Here is a 17,143-nt window from a genome sequence, read left to right as displayed (position 1 = left end):
ACGTGACGACGATGGACATGACGGGGACACCACGCACGGTGCGGCCCACCCGCACGGCACGCCCAGCGGGCACCGCACCGGCGGACGCACCGCTCCCAGCCGCGCCCGGTACCCTCCCCACCCCCGCACCCGGCACCCTGCCCGCACCGGCGCCCGCCCGCCGCCGCCCCGAGCTGGCCGCGTTCCTGCGGGGCCGCAGGGCCCTTGTCACCCCGGCCGACGTGGGCATGCCGCCCGGCCCCCGGCGCCGCACGCCCGGCCTGCGCCGCGAGGAGGTCGCCCAGCTCTCCGGCGTCGGTGTGACGTGGTACACGTGGCTGGAGCAGGGCCGCCCCATCAACGCCTCCGCCCAGGTCCTGGACGCCGTCGCGCGCACGCTGCGCCTGGACAAGGCGGAGCGCGAGCATCTGTACCACCTGGCGGAGGTGCCGTACGCGGCGCGGCACGAGGCGGCCGCGCGGACGGTGGGCCCGGAGATCCAGGGCATCATCGACGCCTTGGACCCGCATCCGGCGGTGGTGTACAACGCGCGGTACGACATCCTCGCCACCAACCCCGCCTACAGGGACCTCTTCCTCGTCCCGCCCATCGAGGCGATAGGCGTGGAGAACGTGCTGTGGACGCTGTTCGTCGTGCCGGAGAAGCACTGCCCGCTGGTCTTCCGGGACTCGGAGCTGCCGGTGATGGTGGCGACGCTGCGCGGGGAGTACGGACGGCATGTGGGCGAGCCCGCCTGGGAGAACTTCATCCGGGAACTGTCGCTGGCCAGCCCGGAGTTCGCCCGCCTGTGGGCGAGCGGCTACGTGGTGCCGCCGGGGCCGCGGGTGAAGACGTTCTGGCACGAGGCGGTCGGTGAGCTGCGGATGACGTCGGTGTCGCTGTCGATCAACGGCATGCCGGACTGCCGCATCGTGGCGTACACGCCGGACGACGAGGAGACGAAGGACCGGACGGCCCGGCTGCGCGAGCTGCGCCGCGACGACGTGTCCGTATGAGACGGGGGCACCGGAGAGAAGGGGCGCCAGGGAGGAGGCCCGCCGGGGAGCAGGAGCAGGTGCACCGGAGAGAACGTGCGCCGGACATGACGAAAGCGACGCGGCTCACGTTTTCCGTGAGCACACGCCGCTTCTCGTGCGAGTGGAGCTAAGGAGAATTGAACTCCTGACCTCCTGCATGCCATGCAGGCGCTCTACCAACTGAGCTATAGCCCCTTGCGTTCTTCCCGCTCGGCGGGCGAACAAGAAGAACTTTAGCCTGCGACCTGCCCGAATGCGAAATCCGGTCCCCGGCACCGGTGACCTGGGCTTCCGCCGGGACACGCCGGAGGCTAGTCGTCGTCGCCGAGCACCGGCTCGGGCAGCGTGCCCGCGTTGTGCTCGAGCAGGCGCCAGCCGCGCGCGCCCTGGCCGAGGACCGACCAGCAGCAGTTGGAGAGCCCGCCCAGGCCCTCCCAGTGGTGCGGCTCCAGGCCGAGGAGACGCCCGATGGTGGTGCGGATGGTGCCGCCGTGGCTGGCGACGACCAGCGTGCCGTTGTCGGGCAGCTTTTCCGCGTGCCGCAGCACGACCGGGGCGGCGCGGTCGGCCACCTCGGTCTCCAGCTCACCGCCGCCGCGGCGCACCGGCTCGCCGCGCTTCCACGCGGCGTACTGCTCGCCGTGCCGGGCGATGATCTCGTCGTGGGTCAGGCCCTGCCAGGCCCCGGCGTAGGTCTCGCGCAGGGCCTCGTCGTGGGTGACGTCGAGGCCCGTGACGGCGGCCAGCTCGGCGGCGGTGGCCGCGGCCCGCCTGAGGTCGGACGCGATGATCGCGTCCGGCTTCAGGGAGGCCAGCAGCCGGGCGGCGCGCCGGGCCTGACCGAGGCCGACGTCGGTCAGCTCGATGTCCGTGGTGCCCTGGAAGCGGCGCTCCAGGTTCCACGCGGTCTGGCCGTGCCGCCACAGGATGATCCGGCAGCCGCGGTTGCTCACCGCAGCTCACCGCCCAGCTCGCGCAGGGCTCCGGCCTCCTCGGCGGCCTGCTGCCGGTCGGCGTACTCGGCGGCCTTGCCGCGGGTGGCCTTGGCCTCGGCGGGCAGCTCGATCTCGGGGCAGTCCTTCCACAGGCGCTCGAGCGCGTAGAAGACACGCTCCTCGCTGTGCTGGACGTGCACGACGATGTCGACGTAGTCGAGGAGGACCCAGCGGGCCTCGCGGTCGCCCTCGCGGCGCACCGGCTTGGCGCCGAGCTCCTTGTTGAGGCGCTCCTCGATCTCGTCGACGATCGACTTGACCTGGCGGTCGTTGGGCGCGGAGGCGAGCAGGAAGGCGTCCGTGATCGACAGCACGTCGCTGACGTCGTACGCGATGATGTCGTGCGCGAGCTTGTCGGCGGCCGCCTGGGCGGCGACGGTGATGAGCTCGGTGGAGCGGTCCGTGGCGGTCACTAGAGAGCTTTCCTTCAGATGGGCAATACCCGTCAAGGGTCTCACGGACCGCCCATGGGTCCCCAGAAGATTGTTTCGACCACTCCGGGACCGCGCCGGGAGCACCGCGGGCGCCCTCCCACCCCGGGAAGGGCCCCCGCTCCGACCCGGCCTAGTAGTCCCCGCCGAGCACCACGGACACGTCCGCGTTCGGGGCCGTCTTGCCCTTGCGGACCGCGCCGGCGGGCAGGCCGAGGGTCTTGGCGACCTCCTGCGCCTCCGCCTTCTTGCCCGCGTCGGCGTACGTGACCTGCGACGACGTCGACGCGGATGTGCCGGAGCCGCCATCGACGAAGGTGTAGCCGCCGTTGACCAGCGCGATGCGGGCCTTCTCCGTGGAGTCCTTGTCGCCGGTGGCGTTGCGCACGCCGACCCGGACGGCCGCGCCCTGCTCGGGGCTCTTCACGGCGCCGCCGAGGACGTCCTTGACGACGCTGGTGCTGGCCTTCTCGGTCAGCGTCCCGTCGTCCTGGACCGGCAGCAGCGCGGTGGCGTAGTCGCCGCCCTTGGCGCGGTCGGCGAGCTTCGCGAGGAAGGTGCCGAGGTCCTTCTCCTTCAGCGACGGGTCGAGGATCTGCGCGAGCGACTGCACGGTGACGGTCGCGGCCTGCGGGTCGGACGACAGCTTGCGCAGCACGCCCTGCATGACCTGCCCGAACCGGGTGAGCTGCGCGGTCTCGGCCTCGCCCGAGGCGCGGTAGGTGGCGTACGCGACGGCCATCGGCCCGCTGAGGGTCTGCTGCTCGCCCTTCTTGACGAGCGGCGCCTCGCCCTTCTTCTTCGACTTCGGGTCGGGGACGTCGGCGTTGGTGTCGATGTCGATGTTGCCGACGAGTTCGACGAGGTTGTTGAGGTAGGGGGTGTCCAGGCGCCAGGTGCCCTCGACATGGGTGCCGAGGGCCGTGTCGATCTCCTCGCGCGTGCCGGTCGAGCCGTCGTCCTCGACGGACTTGGCGAGCGTCGTCGCGCTGCCGTCCTCGCCGGTCAGGGCCAGGGAGTCGGGGAGCAGGACGGTGCTGCCGCGCTTGGTGGTGGTGTTGTTCACGAGCAGCGCCGTGGAGGTGCCGCCGCCCTTGGTGTTGTGCAGGTGGACGACGATGACGTCGCGTTTCTGGGGTCCGTCGGCCGCCTGCGCGCCGGACTTCCCCTCCGAGCCGCCGGGCAGCTTGTCCGAGGCCCACAGGTAGCCGACGCCGCCGACGACAGCCAGCGCGAGCACGACGGCGAGGGCGACCACGCGCGAGCGCCCGCGCCGCTTGGCCTCCTCGCGGCGCTCGGTGCGGCTCTCGGTGAACTTCAGCCAGTCGATGACGTCTTCGGATTCCTCGTCCGGTTCCTCTATGAACGAGAACTGCTCGGTGCGGTACTCGGGCGCTTCGTCACCCTCGTGCGCCCGCTCCGGCCCGGCTTCCTGCTCGGGGGGCGGCTGTTGGTGCGAGGGCTGCTGATGCGACGGCTGTTGGTGCGACGGCTGCTGCACCTGCTGCTGCGGCTGCGCGTGCTGGGGCTGCTGGGGCGCCTGCGACTGGTACGACTGCTGCTGCGGAACCCACCCGGTCTGCTCCCGGGTGTCGTACGCCGACGGCGGCACCGCCGCCTGCTGCCCGGTCGAGCCCTGCGTCGCGTACGGGTCGTAGCCGTACCCCTGCGGCTGCTGCTGCGCGGCGTACGCGTCGTAGCCGGGCGTCGCCTGCGGGGGCACCTGGGGCTGCTGCACCAGTTGGTACACCGGCCGCCCGTACTCGTCGTACCCGACGACCTCGTACTGGTCCGCCGCGTCACCCGCGTACTGACCCGCGTACGGGTCCTGGCCCGCGTAGGGGTCGTACTGTCGGTCGTTCACCGGTGCCCCTCTCGGCTCAGTGGCCGCGGTACAGCTCGCGCTTGTCGATATAACGGACCACACCGTCCGGCACCAGGTACCAGACGGGGTCCCCCTTGGCGACTCGCGTACGGCAGTCCGTGGACGAGATCGCCAGGGCCGGGACCTCCACGAAGGAGACGCCGCCCTCGGGCAGGCCGGGGTCGGCCAGGGTGTGGCCGGGCCGGGTGACGCCGATGAAGTGCGCCAGCGAGAACAGCTCTTCGGTGTCGCGCCAGGTGAGGATCTGGCCGAGCGCGTCGGCGCCCGTGATGAAGAAGAGGTCGGTCTCGGGGTTGAGGCGGCGCAGATCGCGCAGGGTGTCCGTGGTGTACGTGGCGCCGCCGCGGTCGATGTCGATGCGGCTCACCGAGAACTGCGGGTTCTCGGCGGTCGCGATGACCGTCATCAGATAGCGGTCCTCGGCCGGCGAGACGTTCTTGTCGCTCTTCTGCCACGGCTGCCCGGTCGGCACGAACACGACCTCGTCGAGGTGGAACTGCGCGGCGACCTCACTGGCCGCCACCAGGTGTCCGTGGTGGATCGGGTCGAACGTCCCGCCCATGACGCCGAGTCGGCGCTTGGCGGCACTGGCCGGGCCCGAGCCCGGGCCGCCCTGCGGGCCGGTAGGCATGTCCTGCTCTCCCATGGGTGCAGACACTACCGGCCCCGCCGAGGGGCCCCGGTCTCAGCCGTCCGGGGCCGGGCCGGGGCGGCTCAGCGGTCGCGGTTGAAGCGGGTGGTGATCCAGAGCAGCAGGAGCAGCACGACGAAGGCGCCGCCGCCGGTCACGTAGGGGCTGATGCTCGCGTGCTCGTCGGCGTGCTCGCCGCCCTCGGAGGCGAGAGTGACCAACTGGGCGGCGGTGCTGTGGAGGCTCATCGTCAGCAGGACCTATCCGGTGTGGGATCGGGGTAAAGACTTGGGCACATCGTATGCGGGGCCCCCGGGTGCGGCCACGGCGCCCTGCCGGGCGCCCACCGGATGCCGACCGGCCTCAGTCCTTCCTCGGTCCTTCCTCAGTCCTTCCTCAGTCCTTGCGGTACCCGCGCAGCAGCAGCCACCCCACCAGGACGCAGCCCACCACCATCACGATCAGTACGACGCGCAGCAGGTTGCCGAGGCCTGGCTCGTCCTGGCTGCCCGCGGCCAGGACGAGGGCGTGAGCTGCGGAGATGTGCTCCATGGCGGATGACTCCTTCTGTGCGCTGCCCTGTCACGGTATCTCCGCCTAGGCTGGGCTCCACCTCGGGGGCAGGAACGAGGACACGACATGGGGGATGCGGCATGACCAACGGCAACCACGACGGCACCGACAACGGCGCGGGGAGCGGACAGGAGAACGTGCCGAGCCGGCAGCGCAGGCGCTTCCCCGGCATCTCCTCGCGGGCGTACGAACACCCGGCGGACCGCTCGGCCCTGGTGGCCCTGCGCAAGCTCAGCGGCTTCGACACGGTCTTCAAGGCCCTCAGCGGGCTGCTGCCGGAGCGCAGCCTGCGGCTGCTGTTCCTCTCGGACTCGGTGCGGGTGTCCGACGCCCAGTTCGCGCATCTGCACACGATGCTGCGGGACGCCTGTTACATCCTGGACCTGGAGAAGGTCCCCGCGATGTACGTCCAGCAGGACCCGAAGCCCAACGCCATGTGCATCGGCCTGGACGAGCCGATCATCGTGGTGACGACCGGCCTGGTCGAGCTGCTCGACGAGGAGGAGATGCGCGCGGTGGTGGGCCACGAGGTGGGCCACGCCCTCTCCGGCCACTCCGTGTACCGCACGATCCTGCTGTTCCTCACCAACCTCGCCCTCAAGGTCGCGTGGATCCCGCTGGGCAATGTCGCGATCATGGCGATCGTGACCGCGCTGCGCGAGTGGTTCCGCAAGTCCGAGCTGTCCGCGGACCGGGCGGGCCTGCTCGTCGGCCAGGACCTGCAGGCATCGATGCGCGGCCTGATGAAGATCGCGGGCGGCAACCACCTGCACGAGATGAACGTGGACGCGTTCCTGGAGCAGGCCGAGGAGTACGAGGCGGGCGGGGACCTGCGCGACTCCGTCCTGAAGATCCTGAACGTGCTGCCGCGTTCGCACCCGTTCACCACCGTGCGCGCCGCCGAGCTGAAGAAGTGGGCCGCGACCCGCGACTACCAGCGGATCATGGACGGCCACTACCCGCGCCGCGAGGAGGACAAGGACACGTCGGTCAGCGACTCCTTCCGCCAGTCCGCGTCGTCGTACGCGGAGAACGTCCGCACCAGCAAGGACCCGCTGATGAAGCTGGTCAACGACATCGCGGGCGGCGCGGGTGACCTGGGCGGCAAGCTGCGCGGGAAGTTCACCGGGCAGGGCGGCCAGAGCGGTGGCGGCGACGGCGGCTCCCCGTCCAACGGCTCGTCGGACCGCCCGTCCGACAACTAGCCGTACGACAACCAGCCGTCCGGCGACGAGCGCTCACGGCCCGTCCGAGGACGAGGGCCAGGACCGGCCAGGACCACTCGCATCCGAGGACCAGGACCACTCACAGCGAAGGCTGGGCGGACGCCGCGAGGGTCCCGCACAGCGCCGTGGCGCCCCCCGTCGCGTACGGGTCGGTGCCCGCGGGGCCGCCCGCCTTCGCCTTCTCGCCCGCGAGCAGCGGCCGCAGCTGCCGGGTGGCGTCGGCGGCGCAGGCGAGCGGTCCGGCCTGGACGTAGGAGGCGAGCAGCTCGGTCTGGTGCATGCGCAGGTCGTCGCGGTCGAAGCGGAAGTGCAGCTCGCGCCGGACGGTGAACAGGGAGGCCGGTGTCCGGGCGTCGGCGCGGGCCGGGCGCAGCGCGTAGACGAAGGTGTGGTCCGAGGCGACCTCAAGGGTGTCCTTGTCGGTCTCGGAGGCGCGCAGGCTGCCCTGGACGCGCACGCCGGGGTCGGCGAGCTGGGTCCGTGCCTGGTCGAAGCGGACCAGCCAGCCGGTGGGGGCGTGCCGCCCGTCGGCCGCGGGGCGGGTGAAGCTGCGGTCGAACTGGTCGAGCTGGCCGGGGTCGAGCAGGATGCGGGCGGGGCGCACGGCGCGCCCCATGAGCACCTCGGGGTCGAGCGCGGACTGCACGAGGTAGTCCTTGGCGGTGGCGAGCGCGGAGACGACCTGGCCCTCGGAGAAGTGGGCGGTGCGGCGGGCCGCGGGCAGGTTGATGCCGCCGGCGCCGATGCGGAACTGCGCCGCGGGGCTCTTGGCGAACAGGTCGGCGACCTTCGCGGAGCCGGGCACGCGGCCCTGGGGGGCGAGCGGTATGACGGTCATCCGCAGGGGGTCGGGGCGTTTGGCGGCCGGGGTGCCGTACGGGTGTCGTACGCCCATGTAGATCGCGGTGCCGAAGGCGACGGCGATGAGGACGACGAGGACGACGACCTGCCGGGAGAGGCGGCGGTGGGCGGTGGGCCTGCGGCGCACGGCGCGCGCGTGATCGCCCATCCGTTCCCGCGCGGAGAACTCCTGCAGCCGCGCAGCGCGCACGAACGACTCGTCGAAGACGACGGATCGGTACTCGTCCTCACCACCGGGAGCGCCCTCGGGTGTCCCCGCAGGTGGTTCTCCTGGCCCGCCCATACCTTCAGGGTAGGTCTCCGGGCCGTCAGGTAAACGCCCTGGTACACGACAACTTCCGACAACTCCTCACGCGGCTTGGCCAGTTGGGGGCGCCGGCGTGCGCGGGCGGTCGCGGTGGGGCTGGCCTGGGCGGATGCGCCCGGCGCTCAGGGGGTGCGGGGCTCGGCGGGGACCGGGGACTGGCCGAACTCCGCCGACGCGGAGGGGCCGGCGGAGTCGCCGGGGCCCGCGTTCTGTTCGACCTCGGTGGTGGCGGGCGGGGGTATCCGGTCCTGGCGGCCGGACGCCGCTCCCCGGTACACCGCGGCGAAGGCGAAGGCGACCATGCCTATGCCGAGGAGGAGGGCGAGCATCCAGGCCACCGGGCGGTGCCAGCGGACCTTGGCGCCGCGGCGGCCGTAGCGCCCGCGGCCGTCCTGGAGGAACTCGGGGTCGCCGAGGTCGTCGTAGTCGTCGAGGTCGCCGTCGCGGCCGAACTCACCGGTGCCGTAGCCCTCGTAGGGGTAGTCGTCGGCGTCGTCCGGTCCTGGGCCGTCGGTGCCGTGGGGGCCGCGGCGGCGGGCGCGGCCCCTGCGGGCCTCGGCCTCGGACGCCTCGGCGCGTGCCTGGGCGGCGGCGAGCAGCCGCTCCACCGCGGTGGGCTCATGGATCTCGGCGGCGCGCACGAAATCCTCGTCGAAGACCACGGAGGCGAACTCTTCGTCCGCATCCCCGTGGTCGCGGTCGTCGTCGGGTTCCCAGCCGTCGGGAAACGGCGAACCCCCCACGTCCTCCGGCACCCGTCCAGCGTAGACCTGGACGGGGCAATTTGGGCAGACGCAAAGGCGATTCGGGGGTTGTGACCCTCAACGCCCCACTCCCCCGCGGCGGTCACACGGCGTGACGCGCGCCGCGCGCGGCGGTCACCGGACGTGGCCGTCGCCGGTCACGATGTACTTCGTGGAGGTGAGTTCCGGCAGCCCCATCGGGCCGCGGGCGTGCAGCTTCTGGGTGGAGATGCCGATCTCGGCGCCGAAGCCGAACTGGCTGCCGTCGGTGAACCGCGTGGAGGCGTTCACGGCGACCGTGGTGGAGTCCACGAGCTGGGTGAAGCGGCGTGCGGCCTGCTGCGAGGTGGTGACGATGGCCTCGGTGTGCCCGGAGGTCCACAGCCGGATGTGCTCGACGGCCTGTTCGAGGGAGTCGACGACGGCGGCGGCGATGTCGTACGAGAGGTACTCGGTCTCCCAGTCCTCGGTGGTCGCCGGGACGACGGTGGCCTTGGAGCCGGGGGCGTAGGTCTGGACGCGTTCGTCGGCGTGCACGGTGACGCCGGCGTCGGCGAGGGCGTCGAGGGCGCGGGGCAGAAAGGCGTCGGCGATGTCGGCGTGGACGAGGAGGGTCTCGGCGGCGTTGCAGACGCTGACGCGCTGGGCCTTGGAGTTGATGAGGATGTCGACGGCCATGTCGAGGTCGGCGTGCGCGTCGACGTAGACGTGGCAGTTGCCGGTGCCGGTCTCGATGACGGGGACCGTGGACTCCTCGACGACAGTCCTGATCAGGGAGGCGCCGCCGCGCGGGATGAGGACGTCGACGAGGCCGCGGGCGCGCATCAGTTCGCGGACGGACTCGCGGCTCTCGCCGGGGACGAGCTGGACGGCGTCGGCGGGCAGCCCGGCGCCGTGCACGGCGTCGCGCAGGACCCGCACGAGCGCGGTGTTGGACTCGTACGCGGAGGACGAGCCGCGAAGCAGCACCGCGTTGCCGGACTTCAGGCAGAGCGCGGCGGCGTCGACGGTGACGTTGGGGCGGGCCTCGTAGATGATGCCGACGACGCCGAGGGGGACGCGGACCTGGCGCAGGTCGATGCCGTTGGGCAGGGTGGAGCCGCGGACGACCTCGCCGACGGGGTCGGGCAGGGCCACGACGTGGCGCACGTCGGCGGCGATGGCGCGGACGCGTTCGGGGGTGAGGGTGAGGCGGTCGACGATCGCCTCACTGGTGCCGGTCTCGCGGGCCTTCGCGATGTCCTTGGCGTTGGCCGTCACGATCTCCGCGGTGCGCACTTCGAGGGCGTCGGCGATGGCGAGCAGCGCGTCGTCCTTCTCGGCGCGTGGCAGCGGCGCGAGGGTGGCCGCGGCGGCGCGGGACCGGTAGGCGGCCTGGGCGACCGGGGACATGTTGTCGTAGGGCGAGAGCGCGGTCATGAGGGCAGCGTAACGGCGCGTCGGAGGGCGTCCAGACGCTGTTCCGCAGTACGAGACGCCTCGCGGGCCGTGCCGCGGACCATCCCGCGGACCCTGCCGTGGGCCGTGCCGGACGCCGGGCCGGAGATGGCTGGAATCGACGCCCTAAAAAGGGTGCACGCCGACGGGTGTCGCGGGCAGCGGCCCGTACCCCTCCGCGATCCGGTGGTGATACGTGTCGCGGTCGATGACTTCGAGGCCGACGATCTCCCACGGCGGCAGCTGCGCGCTCTGCCGGTGCTCGCCCCACAGGCGCAGCGCGACCGCGGCGGCGTCGTGCAGGTCGCGGGCCTCCTCCCAGTAGCGGATCTCCGCGTGGTCCTGGGCGTAGCGGCTGGTGAGCAGGAAGGGGTGGTCGTGGGCGAGCTGTTCCAGGCCCCGCCGGACCTCCTGGAGGGGTGCCTTGGCGCCGGAGACGCTCAGCGTGACGTGCCAGAGGCGGGGTGCGTCGGCCGGCTCGCCGCCGTCGCCGTCCCGTGCCTGGCTCTCGCGTGGCTCCCGGTCGTGGCCCTCGGCCACGTCGCCGCCGTACGCCGCCCCCGCGGCGACGCTCGTCAGCGCGCGCTCAGCCGACCCGCGGGACGCCGCCCCTGGGCGCACTCGTCTCACGACGGCCTCCTTCAACCAGTGATTTCAACCAGTGGTGGTGCGGATATGCAACGGTCGTGCGGAACTGCCTTGCAACAAAGTTGAGCAGGACAAGCGGTCCCGCGGGGCGGTTTTGCGGAGTTTCACCTCGGGCGAGCCAGCCGTGACACGGCGTTCGCGCCTGTTTTCGGCCTGTTTTGCGCTGGTGTCTCCGAGGCGGGCGGGACTAGGGGTGCACCGTCGGGCGGGGTGGATGGTGCACTGCCCCGCGGTCCGGTGGTGCACGGCCCGGGGTGGGTCAGGGATGCAGGACGACCAGGTCGTCGCGGTGCACCACTTCGCGCTCGTAGGCGGGGCCGAGCTCGCGGGCCAGCTCGCGGGTGGAGCGACCGAAGAGGCGCGGCAGCTCCTTGGCGTCGAAGTTCACCAGGCCGCGGGCGACGGCGCGGCCCGCGGTGTCCCGCAGCTCGACCGGGTCGCCCGCGATGAACTCGCCCTCGACCGCGGCGATCCCCGCAGGAAGCAGCGACTTGCGGCCCTCGACGACCGCCCGCACCGCACCGTCGTCGAGCGTGAGGGAGCCGCGCGGCGCGGAGGCGTGCTGGAGCCACAGCAGGCGGTCCGCGGAGCGGCGTCCGGTGGGGTGGAAGTACGTGCCGGTGTCGCGGCCCGCGAGGGCGTCGGCGGCCTGGCTCGCGGAGGTGAGGACGACGGGGATGCCGGCGGCCGCGGCGATCCGGGCGGCCTCGACCTTGGTGACCATGCCGCCGGTGCCGACGCCCGCCCTGCCCGCGCTGCCGATCTTGACGTGGGCGATGTCGGCGGGGCTCGCGACCTCGGCGACGCGGGCGGTGCCGGGGGCGGCCGGGTCGCCGTCGTACAGGCCGTCGACGTCCGAGAGGAGGACCAGGAGGTCGGCGCGGACGAGGTGGGCGACGAGGGCGGCGAGGCGGTCGTTGTCGCCGAAGCGGATCTCGTCGGTGGCGACCGTGTCGTTCTCGTTGACGACGGGCAGGGCGCCCATGGCGAGGAGCTTGTCGAGGGTCCGCGAGGCGTTGCGGTGGTGGGCGCGGCGGCTGGTGTCGTCGGTGGTGAGCAGGACCTGGCCGACGCGGACGCCGTAGCGCGCGAAGGAGGCGGTGTAGCGGGCGACGAGGAGGCCCTGGCCGACGCTGGCGGCGGCCTGCTGGCGGGCCAGGTCCTTGGGGCGGCGGCGCAGGCCGAGGGGGGCGAGCCCGGCGGCGATGGCACCGGAGGAGACGAGGACGACCTCGCGCTCCCCGCCGCTTCTGCTCTTGGCGAGCACGTCGACGAGCGCGTCCACGCGGTCGGCGTCGAGCCCGCCCGACGCGGTGGTCAGCGACGACGACCCCACCTTGACGACGACCCGGTGGGCCCCCGCGACGTCCGTCCGTCCCTTTGCCCCTGTCACGGCCCTTGTCACGTACTTCCCCAATGGTCCCCATGTGCTGTGGACCAGCAATGTACGTGAGGACGCGGCCGGGGCGCCCGTGCGTTTCGCCGGGCGGACGGGCGTACGGAAGTACAGGGGCCCTAAGTCGTCAAGAGGCCGAATTTCGGCCTCCGGGTTCCGTTACCTTTGCCCCTTTATCCGGTGATTAGCGTCACGGAAGATTGCTACCGAGGCACCGAGCGTCATACGGTCAGGGGTCTTCCACTAATCCGGATGAGTGTCGACCACTTATCCGGATGAGGGTCGTCCGCACCTGCCGGACCCCGCACAGCCCGCACCGCCCTCCCCCATCCGTTACGCCCCCCGCCAGGAGCCAAAGCCCGTGCCCTCCGCCGGACTCGCCCCCCGCCGCCGCGTCGTACAGCTCACCGCCCTGCTGTCGATGGTCGCGCTCTTCACGGCACAGCTCGTTTCCGCGCTCGTCCCGTACGTCCCGGTGTTCGTCGCCGCGGCGGCGGCGAACCTCGCGCTCGACATCTATCTGCAGTACAAGCAGCCGGGTCTGCTCTCCCTCCTGAGCAAGATCCGCTTCGATGTCACCGTCCGGCAGCTCCTGCGCGACATGCTGGTCCTCGTCGGCCTGCTGCGCATCGACGGCATCGAGCCGCTGGCCGAGCAGTCGCCGCTGACCGTCACGCTGCTCGCGTTCTACGCCCTGCACTTCTTCTGCCAGGCCGTCGCCGTCATGGTGCGCCGCGCCCGTACGCTGCCGATCGTCACCCGCAACATCGACGCCTCCGCGCTGCACCTGAGCGCCGCGCCGCCGCGCATCCTGGCCCGCCAGCAGGCGCGCCGCCTGCTCACGTTCTCGGTGCCCGCGACGGTCGGCCTGCTGCTCACCGCGGCCACCACCGACGCGTACTGGGGCGGCATCGGCCTCGGCGTCTCCGTCGTCCTGATGGGTGGCGGCGCCGCGTACCTGGCGACCTGGATGCTGCCGAAGAAGCGGGCGAAGAGCGACCAGGCCGTCATGGAGTGGCTCGACCAGTGGCTGGCCCAGTACCAGCCGACGGTCGCCATGTACTTCTCCGGCGGCACCACGTCCGCGTACCAGGCGAACATGTGGCTCTCCACGCTCTCCCAGCTCGACGGCAACCCGCTGATCGTGCTGCGCGAGCGCTTCATGGTCCAGAAGATCGACTCCACGGACGTGCCGATCATCTGCTTCCCGAAGGTCGCCACGATGTTCTCCCTGGAGACGTCGACGCTGAAGATGATGCTGCACCCGGCGAACGCCGCGAAGACCTCCCAGGTCCTGCGCATCCCCTCGCTCAAGCACGCCTTCATCAACCACGGCGAGAGCGACAAGCTGTCGTCCTGCAACCCGTACGCGAAGGCGTACGACGAGGTGTGGGTCGCCGGCCCCGCCGCCCGCGACCGCTACCAGCTCGCCGACATCGGCGTCGAGGACAAGGACGTGGTCGAGGTCGGCCGCCCCCAGCTCTCGCCGATCCGGCCGTACGCGGGCCCGCCCACGGGCGCGTACACGACCGTCCTCTACGCCCCGACCTGGGAGGGCTGGGACGGCAACCCCGGCAACACCTCGGTCGTGCTCGCGGGCGAGAACATCGTCCGGCACCTGCTCGCCGACCCGGCCGTGCGCCTCATCTACAAGCCGCACCCGATGACCGGCTCGCAGAACCCGGCCGCGGGCGCCGCCAACGAGCGCATCAAGGCCATGATCCGCGAGGCCGCCGCGAAGCGCTCCGGCGCCCGCCCCGGCCCCGAGGCCGCGGCCGAACTCGCCGCCCGCACGGACGCGTTGAACCTGCTCACCGCCAAGAAGTTCCGCCGGAGCGTGGACGAGCAGGAGCGGATGATGCTCCAGGGCACGCCCGACGGCGACAGCCGGGCCGCGATCGCCGAGGCGACCGCGGCGTGGGAGTCGGCGTACTGGGCCTCGCTGCCCGAGTGGGAGCACCAGATCATCACCGAGTCCCGCCCGGCGATCTTCTCCTGCTTCAACCAGGCCGACCTGCTGATCAGCGATGTCTCCTCGGTCGTCTCGGACTGGCTGAGCAGCGAGAAGCCGTACGCGGTGGCCAACACCTCCGGGATGTCCGAGGCGGACTTCCGGGCCGGCTTCCCGACCGTGCGGGCCGCGACGATCCTCGCGCCCGAGGCGGACGGCATGCCCGCCCTCCTGGACGCCGTGCGCACCCCCGAGCAGGACGTGTACGCGGAGGCCCGTGCCGAGCTGAAGGAGCACCTCCTCGGCCCGTCCGACCCGCCCTCCATCGTCCGCTTCAACGCGGCGGCCCTGGCCCTGTCCGCCAAGTCCGACGCCCGCCGCGCCCGCGCGGCGGCTCGCCAGGAGGCGGAGATCCCCGCTCAGCGCGACGAGTCCACGGACACGGTGGACGCCGCGGAGGCCGCGATGGACGCGGACCCGGCGGAGGAGCTGGAGTCGGCGTAGCGCGGCCCGGGCGGCAGCCGTAAGCCCCTCCGGGGCTTTCACCCACCCGCCCGCCCGTGACTGTCGGACCCGACGTGCCGTCGAAGCGCGACCCTCGGCACACAGCGAAGGGCCCCGGAGCGATGATTCGCTCCGGGGCCCTTCGCTGTGTCTCCAGGCGTGAGCCGACGGGCTACGCGGCCCCCGTCACTGCCCTCGGCGGCAAGCCGGGTCCGACAGTCACGGGTGGGCGGGGCGGCGGCCCTCCCCGCCCAGGGCCCCCGGCCAGAAGCCGCCTAGAACGGCTCGAAGTCGTCGTACGCCTTCTCCGCCTCGTCCCGCTCCGCGTCGCGGTCCCTGCGGCGCTGTGCGGCCGGACGGGGCGCCTCGAAGCGGTGGTCCTCGCCACGCCGTCCGAGCATCTCCGCGCCCGCGGACATCGAGGGCTCCCAGTCGAAGACGACCGCGTTGTCCTCGGGGCCGATGGCCACGCCGTCGCCCGCGCGGGCCCCGGCCTTCATCAGCTCGTCCTCGACGCCGAGGCGGTTGAGCCGGTCCGCGAGGTAGCCGACGGCCTCGTCGTTGTTGAAGTCGGTCTGGCGCACCCAGCGCTCCGGCTTCTCGCCGCGCACGCGGAACACGGCCTCGCCCTCGTCGTCCTCACGGGTGACGGTGAAGCCGGCGTCGTCGACGGCCTTGGGCCGGATGACGATGCGCGTGGCCTCTTCCTTGGGCTTCGCGGCCCGCGCCTCGGCGACGAACTCGGCGAGCGCGAAGGACAGCTCCTTGAGGCCCTTGTGGGCGACCGCGGAGACCTCGAAGACGCGGTAGCCGCGCTCCTCCAGGTCGGGCCGCACCAGGTCGGCCAGGTCCTGGCCGTCGGGGATGTCGACCTTGTTGAGGACGACCAGACGCGGCCGGTTCTCCAGGCCCGCGCCGTACTCCCGCAGCTCCGCCTCGATCACGTCGAGGTCGGAGACGGGGTCGCGGTCGGACTCCAGGGTGGCCGTGTCCAGGACGTGCACGAGGACGCTGCACCGCTCGACGTGGCGCAGGAACTCAAGGCCGAGGCCGCGGCCCTGGCTGGCGCCGGGGATGAGGCCGGGCACGTCGGCGATGGTGTAGACGGTGGAGCCCGCGGTGACGACGCCGAGGTTGGGCACCAGCGTCGTGAACGGGTAGTCCGCGATCTTCGGCTTGGCGGCGCTGAGCACCGAGATCAGCGAGGACTTGCCCGCGCTCGGGTAGCCGACGAGCGCGACGTCCGCGACCGTCTTGAGCTCCAGGACGACGTCGCCGCCGTCACCGGGCTCGCCGAGCAGCGCGAAGCCGGGCGCCTTGCGGCGGGCGGAGGCGAGCGCCGCGTTGCCGAGGCCGCCGCGGCCGCCCTGCGCGGCCACGTACGTGGTGCCGTGGCCGACGAGGTCCGCGAGGACGTTGCCCTGCTTGTCGAGGACGACGGTGCCGTCCGGCACGGGCAGGACCAGGTCCTGGCCGTCCTTGCCGGAGCGGTTGCCGCCCTCGCCGGGCTTGCCGTTGGTGGCCTTGCGGTGCGGGCTGTGGTGGTAGTCGAGCAGCGTGGTCACGGACTGGTCGACGACCAGGATGACGTCGCCGCCCCGGCCGCCGTTGCCGCCGTCCGGGCCGCCGAGCGGCTTGAACTTTTCACGGTGGACGGAGGCACAGCCGTGGCCCCCGCTACCCGCGGCGACATGCAGCTCGACGCGGTCCACGAAGGTGGTCATGGTTCAGTGCCTCCTGGGGGTCCCCCCGGCCGAAGGTTGGGGGAGTACGGGAATGTCTTACGTCTAACACGCAAAGGGCGGACCCGCTTCCCGCACTCCAGGAGCACGAGAAGTCGAGGTCCGCCCTCGCGAAGAACTCTGTTCTACGGAACCTGAGTGATCAGGCGACCGGAACGATGTTCACGACCTTGCGGCCGCGGTGGGTACCGAACTCCACCGCACCGGCGTCCAGCGCGAACAGGGTGTCGTCCTTGCCGCGGCCGACGCCCGTGCCCGGGTGGAAGTGGGTGCCGCGCTGGCGGACCAGGATCTCACCGGCGTTGACGGTCTGACCGCCGAAGCGCTTCACACCGAGCCGCTGAGCATTGGAATCGCGCCCGTTCCGAGTGGACGATGCGCCCTTCTTGTGTGCCATCTTGTCTCAGTCCCTTACTTCGCAGCCGTGGGGATACCGGTGATCTTGATCGCCGTGTACTGCTGACGGTGACCCTGACGACGGCGGTAACCGGTCTTGTTCTTGTAGCGAAGGATGTCGATCTTCGCGCCCTTGTGGTGGTCCACGACCTCGGCGGTGACCTTGATACCGGCCAGGACCCACGGGTCGCTGGTCACGGCGTCGCCGTCGACAACGAGCAGGGTCGAGAGCTCGACCGTGTCGCCAACCTTGGCGGTGGAAATCTTGTCAACCTCAACGATGTCGTCGACAGCAACCTTGTGCTGGCGACCACCGCTGCGCACGATGGCGTACACGCGGATCTCTCTTTCGCTCGGAACGGGACCCCCGCAGTCCAGCCGCCCCGCGCCGATGGCACGGA

The 17,143-nt window shown here is 71.9% G+C and carries 17 protein-coding genes and 1 tRNA gene; 3 read left to right on the top strand and 15 right to left on the bottom strand.

All coding sequences use genetic code 11. The annotated features are described in order from the left end of the window. Positions 1-2: 2 nt before the first annotated feature. Positions 3-995, top strand: a complete 993-nt coding sequence (locus ACZ6AA_RS18615) for a helix-turn-helix transcriptional regulator (RefSeq protein ID WP_468449689.1) — start codon at positions 3-5, stop codon at positions 993-995. Positions 996-1,138: 143 nt separating this feature from the next. Here the strand turns inward: ACZ6AA_RS18615 and ACZ6AA_RS18610 are convergent. The 7 genes from ACZ6AA_RS18610 to ACZ6AA_RS18580 all read right to left on the bottom strand — a co-directional run bounded on the left by ACZ6AA_RS18610 (position 1,139) and on the right by ACZ6AA_RS18580 (position 5,510). Next, a tRNA-Ala gene (locus ACZ6AA_RS18610) sits at positions 1,139-1,211 on the bottom strand. A gap of 116 nt (positions 1,212-1,327) precedes the next feature. Continuing rightward, positions 1,328-1,969, bottom strand: a complete 642-nt coding sequence (locus tag ACZ6AA_RS18605) for a histidine phosphatase family protein (protein WP_380856968.1) — start codon at positions 1,967-1,969, stop codon at positions 1,328-1,330. After that, complete coding sequence (rsfS, locus tag ACZ6AA_RS18600) at positions 1,966-2,424, bottom strand: ribosome silencing factor (protein WP_030362627.1); 459 nt, start codon at positions 2,422-2,424, stop codon at positions 1,966-1,968. Before rsfS ends, ACZ6AA_RS18605 begins: the two co-directional genes overlap by 4 nt. A 151-nt stretch (positions 2,425-2,575) precedes the next feature. Beyond that, positions 2,576-4,306 carry an LCP family protein gene (locus ACZ6AA_RS18595; RefSeq protein WP_471458948.1) on the bottom strand — a complete coding sequence of 577 codons (1,731 nt, stop codon included), beginning with the start codon at positions 4,304-4,306 and terminating at the stop codon, positions 2,576-2,578. A 16-nt stretch (positions 4,307-4,322) separates the two neighbouring features. Continuing rightward, a complete protein-coding gene (gene nadD, locus ACZ6AA_RS18590) occupies positions 4,323-4,973 on the bottom strand; it encodes a nicotinate-nucleotide adenylyltransferase (protein WP_468449691.1) in 651 nt (216 codons plus the stop codon). A gap of 68 nt (positions 4,974-5,041) precedes the next feature. Then, entirely contained in the window at positions 5,042-5,206 is a 165-nt protein-coding gene (locus ACZ6AA_RS18585; protein WP_468449692.1) for a hypothetical protein, read from the bottom strand. Positions 5,207-5,354: 148 nt separating this feature from the next. After that, a complete protein-coding gene (locus ACZ6AA_RS18580) occupies positions 5,355-5,510 on the bottom strand; it encodes a hypothetical protein (protein WP_468449693.1) in 156 nt (51 codons plus the stop codon). Between the two features lie 101 nt (positions 5,511-5,611). On the opposite strand from ACZ6AA_RS18580, the gene ACZ6AA_RS18575 reads away from it, so the two are divergent. After that, positions 5,612-6,736: a M48 family metallopeptidase gene (locus ACZ6AA_RS18575; protein ID WP_468449694.1), complete on the top strand. Its 1,125-nt coding sequence runs from the start codon at positions 5,612-5,614 to the stop codon at positions 6,734-6,736. A gap of 100 nt (positions 6,737-6,836) precedes the next feature. Here the strand turns inward: ACZ6AA_RS18575 and ACZ6AA_RS18570 are convergent, their stop codons facing one another. The 5 genes from ACZ6AA_RS18570 to proB all read right to left on the bottom strand — a co-directional run bounded on the left by ACZ6AA_RS18570 (position 6,837) and on the right by proB (position 12,146). After that, positions 6,837-7,901, bottom strand: coding sequence for an SCO2583 family membrane protein (locus ACZ6AA_RS18570; protein ID WP_471458946.1), 1,065 nt, complete (start codon positions 7,899-7,901; stop codon positions 6,837-6,839). Between the two features lie 146 nt (positions 7,902-8,047). After that, complete coding sequence (locus tag ACZ6AA_RS18565; RefSeq protein ID WP_468449696.1) at positions 8,048-8,680, bottom strand: SCO2584 family spore wall biosynthesis protein; 633 nt, start codon at positions 8,678-8,680, stop codon at positions 8,048-8,050. Between the two features lie 123 nt (positions 8,681-8,803). Further along, positions 8,804-10,087, bottom strand: a complete 1,284-nt coding sequence (locus ACZ6AA_RS18560) for a glutamate-5-semialdehyde dehydrogenase (protein ID WP_471458944.1) — start codon at positions 10,085-10,087, stop codon at positions 8,804-8,806. A gap of 144 nt (positions 10,088-10,231) precedes the next feature. Continuing rightward, on the bottom strand, positions 10,232-10,735 hold the full coding sequence (locus ACZ6AA_RS18555; protein WP_468449698.1) for a hypothetical protein: 504 nt from the start codon (positions 10,733-10,735) through the stop codon (positions 10,232-10,234). Between the two features lie 277 nt (positions 10,736-11,012). Then, positions 11,013-12,146, bottom strand: a complete 1,134-nt coding sequence (gene proB / locus ACZ6AA_RS18550) for a glutamate 5-kinase (protein ID WP_468449699.1) — start codon at positions 12,144-12,146, stop codon at positions 11,013-11,015. 364 nt (positions 12,147-12,510) lie between these two features. Here proB and ACZ6AA_RS18545 point away from each other — a divergent pair, with 364 nt between their 5' ends. After that, positions 12,511-14,604 carry a hypothetical protein gene (locus ACZ6AA_RS18545; RefSeq protein ID WP_468449700.1) on the top strand — a complete coding sequence of 698 codons (2,094 nt, stop codon included), beginning with the start codon at positions 12,511-12,513 and terminating at the stop codon, positions 14,602-14,604. A gap of 275 nt (positions 14,605-14,879) precedes the next feature. On the opposite strand, the gene obgE is transcribed toward ACZ6AA_RS18545, so the two are convergent. From obgE to rplU, 3 genes are all read right to left on the bottom strand, one after another. Beyond that, a complete protein-coding gene (gene obgE / locus ACZ6AA_RS18540) occupies positions 14,880-16,328 on the bottom strand; it encodes a GTPase ObgE (RefSeq protein ID WP_468449701.1) in 1,449 nt (482 codons plus the stop codon). A 160-nt stretch (positions 16,329-16,488) separates the two neighbouring features. Then, positions 16,489-16,743: a 50S ribosomal protein L27 gene (gene rpmA / locus ACZ6AA_RS18535; protein ID WP_030362615.1), complete on the bottom strand. Its 255-nt coding sequence runs from the start codon at positions 16,741-16,743 to the stop codon at positions 16,489-16,491. Between the two features lie 14 nt (positions 16,744-16,757). Further along, the gene (gene rplU, locus ACZ6AA_RS18530) at positions 16,758-17,078 is read right to left on the bottom strand and encodes a 50S ribosomal protein L21 (protein WP_030362614.1); all 321 of its coding nucleotides are present in this window, start codon (positions 17,076-17,078) and stop codon (positions 16,758-16,760) included. Positions 17,079-17,143: the final 65 nt, after the last annotated feature.

Source organism: Streptomyces sp. NPDC040610, assembly GCF_055594065.1.
Note: the sequence above shows the minus strand (reverse complement) of the source record. Positions and strands in the feature narration are given on the sequence as shown.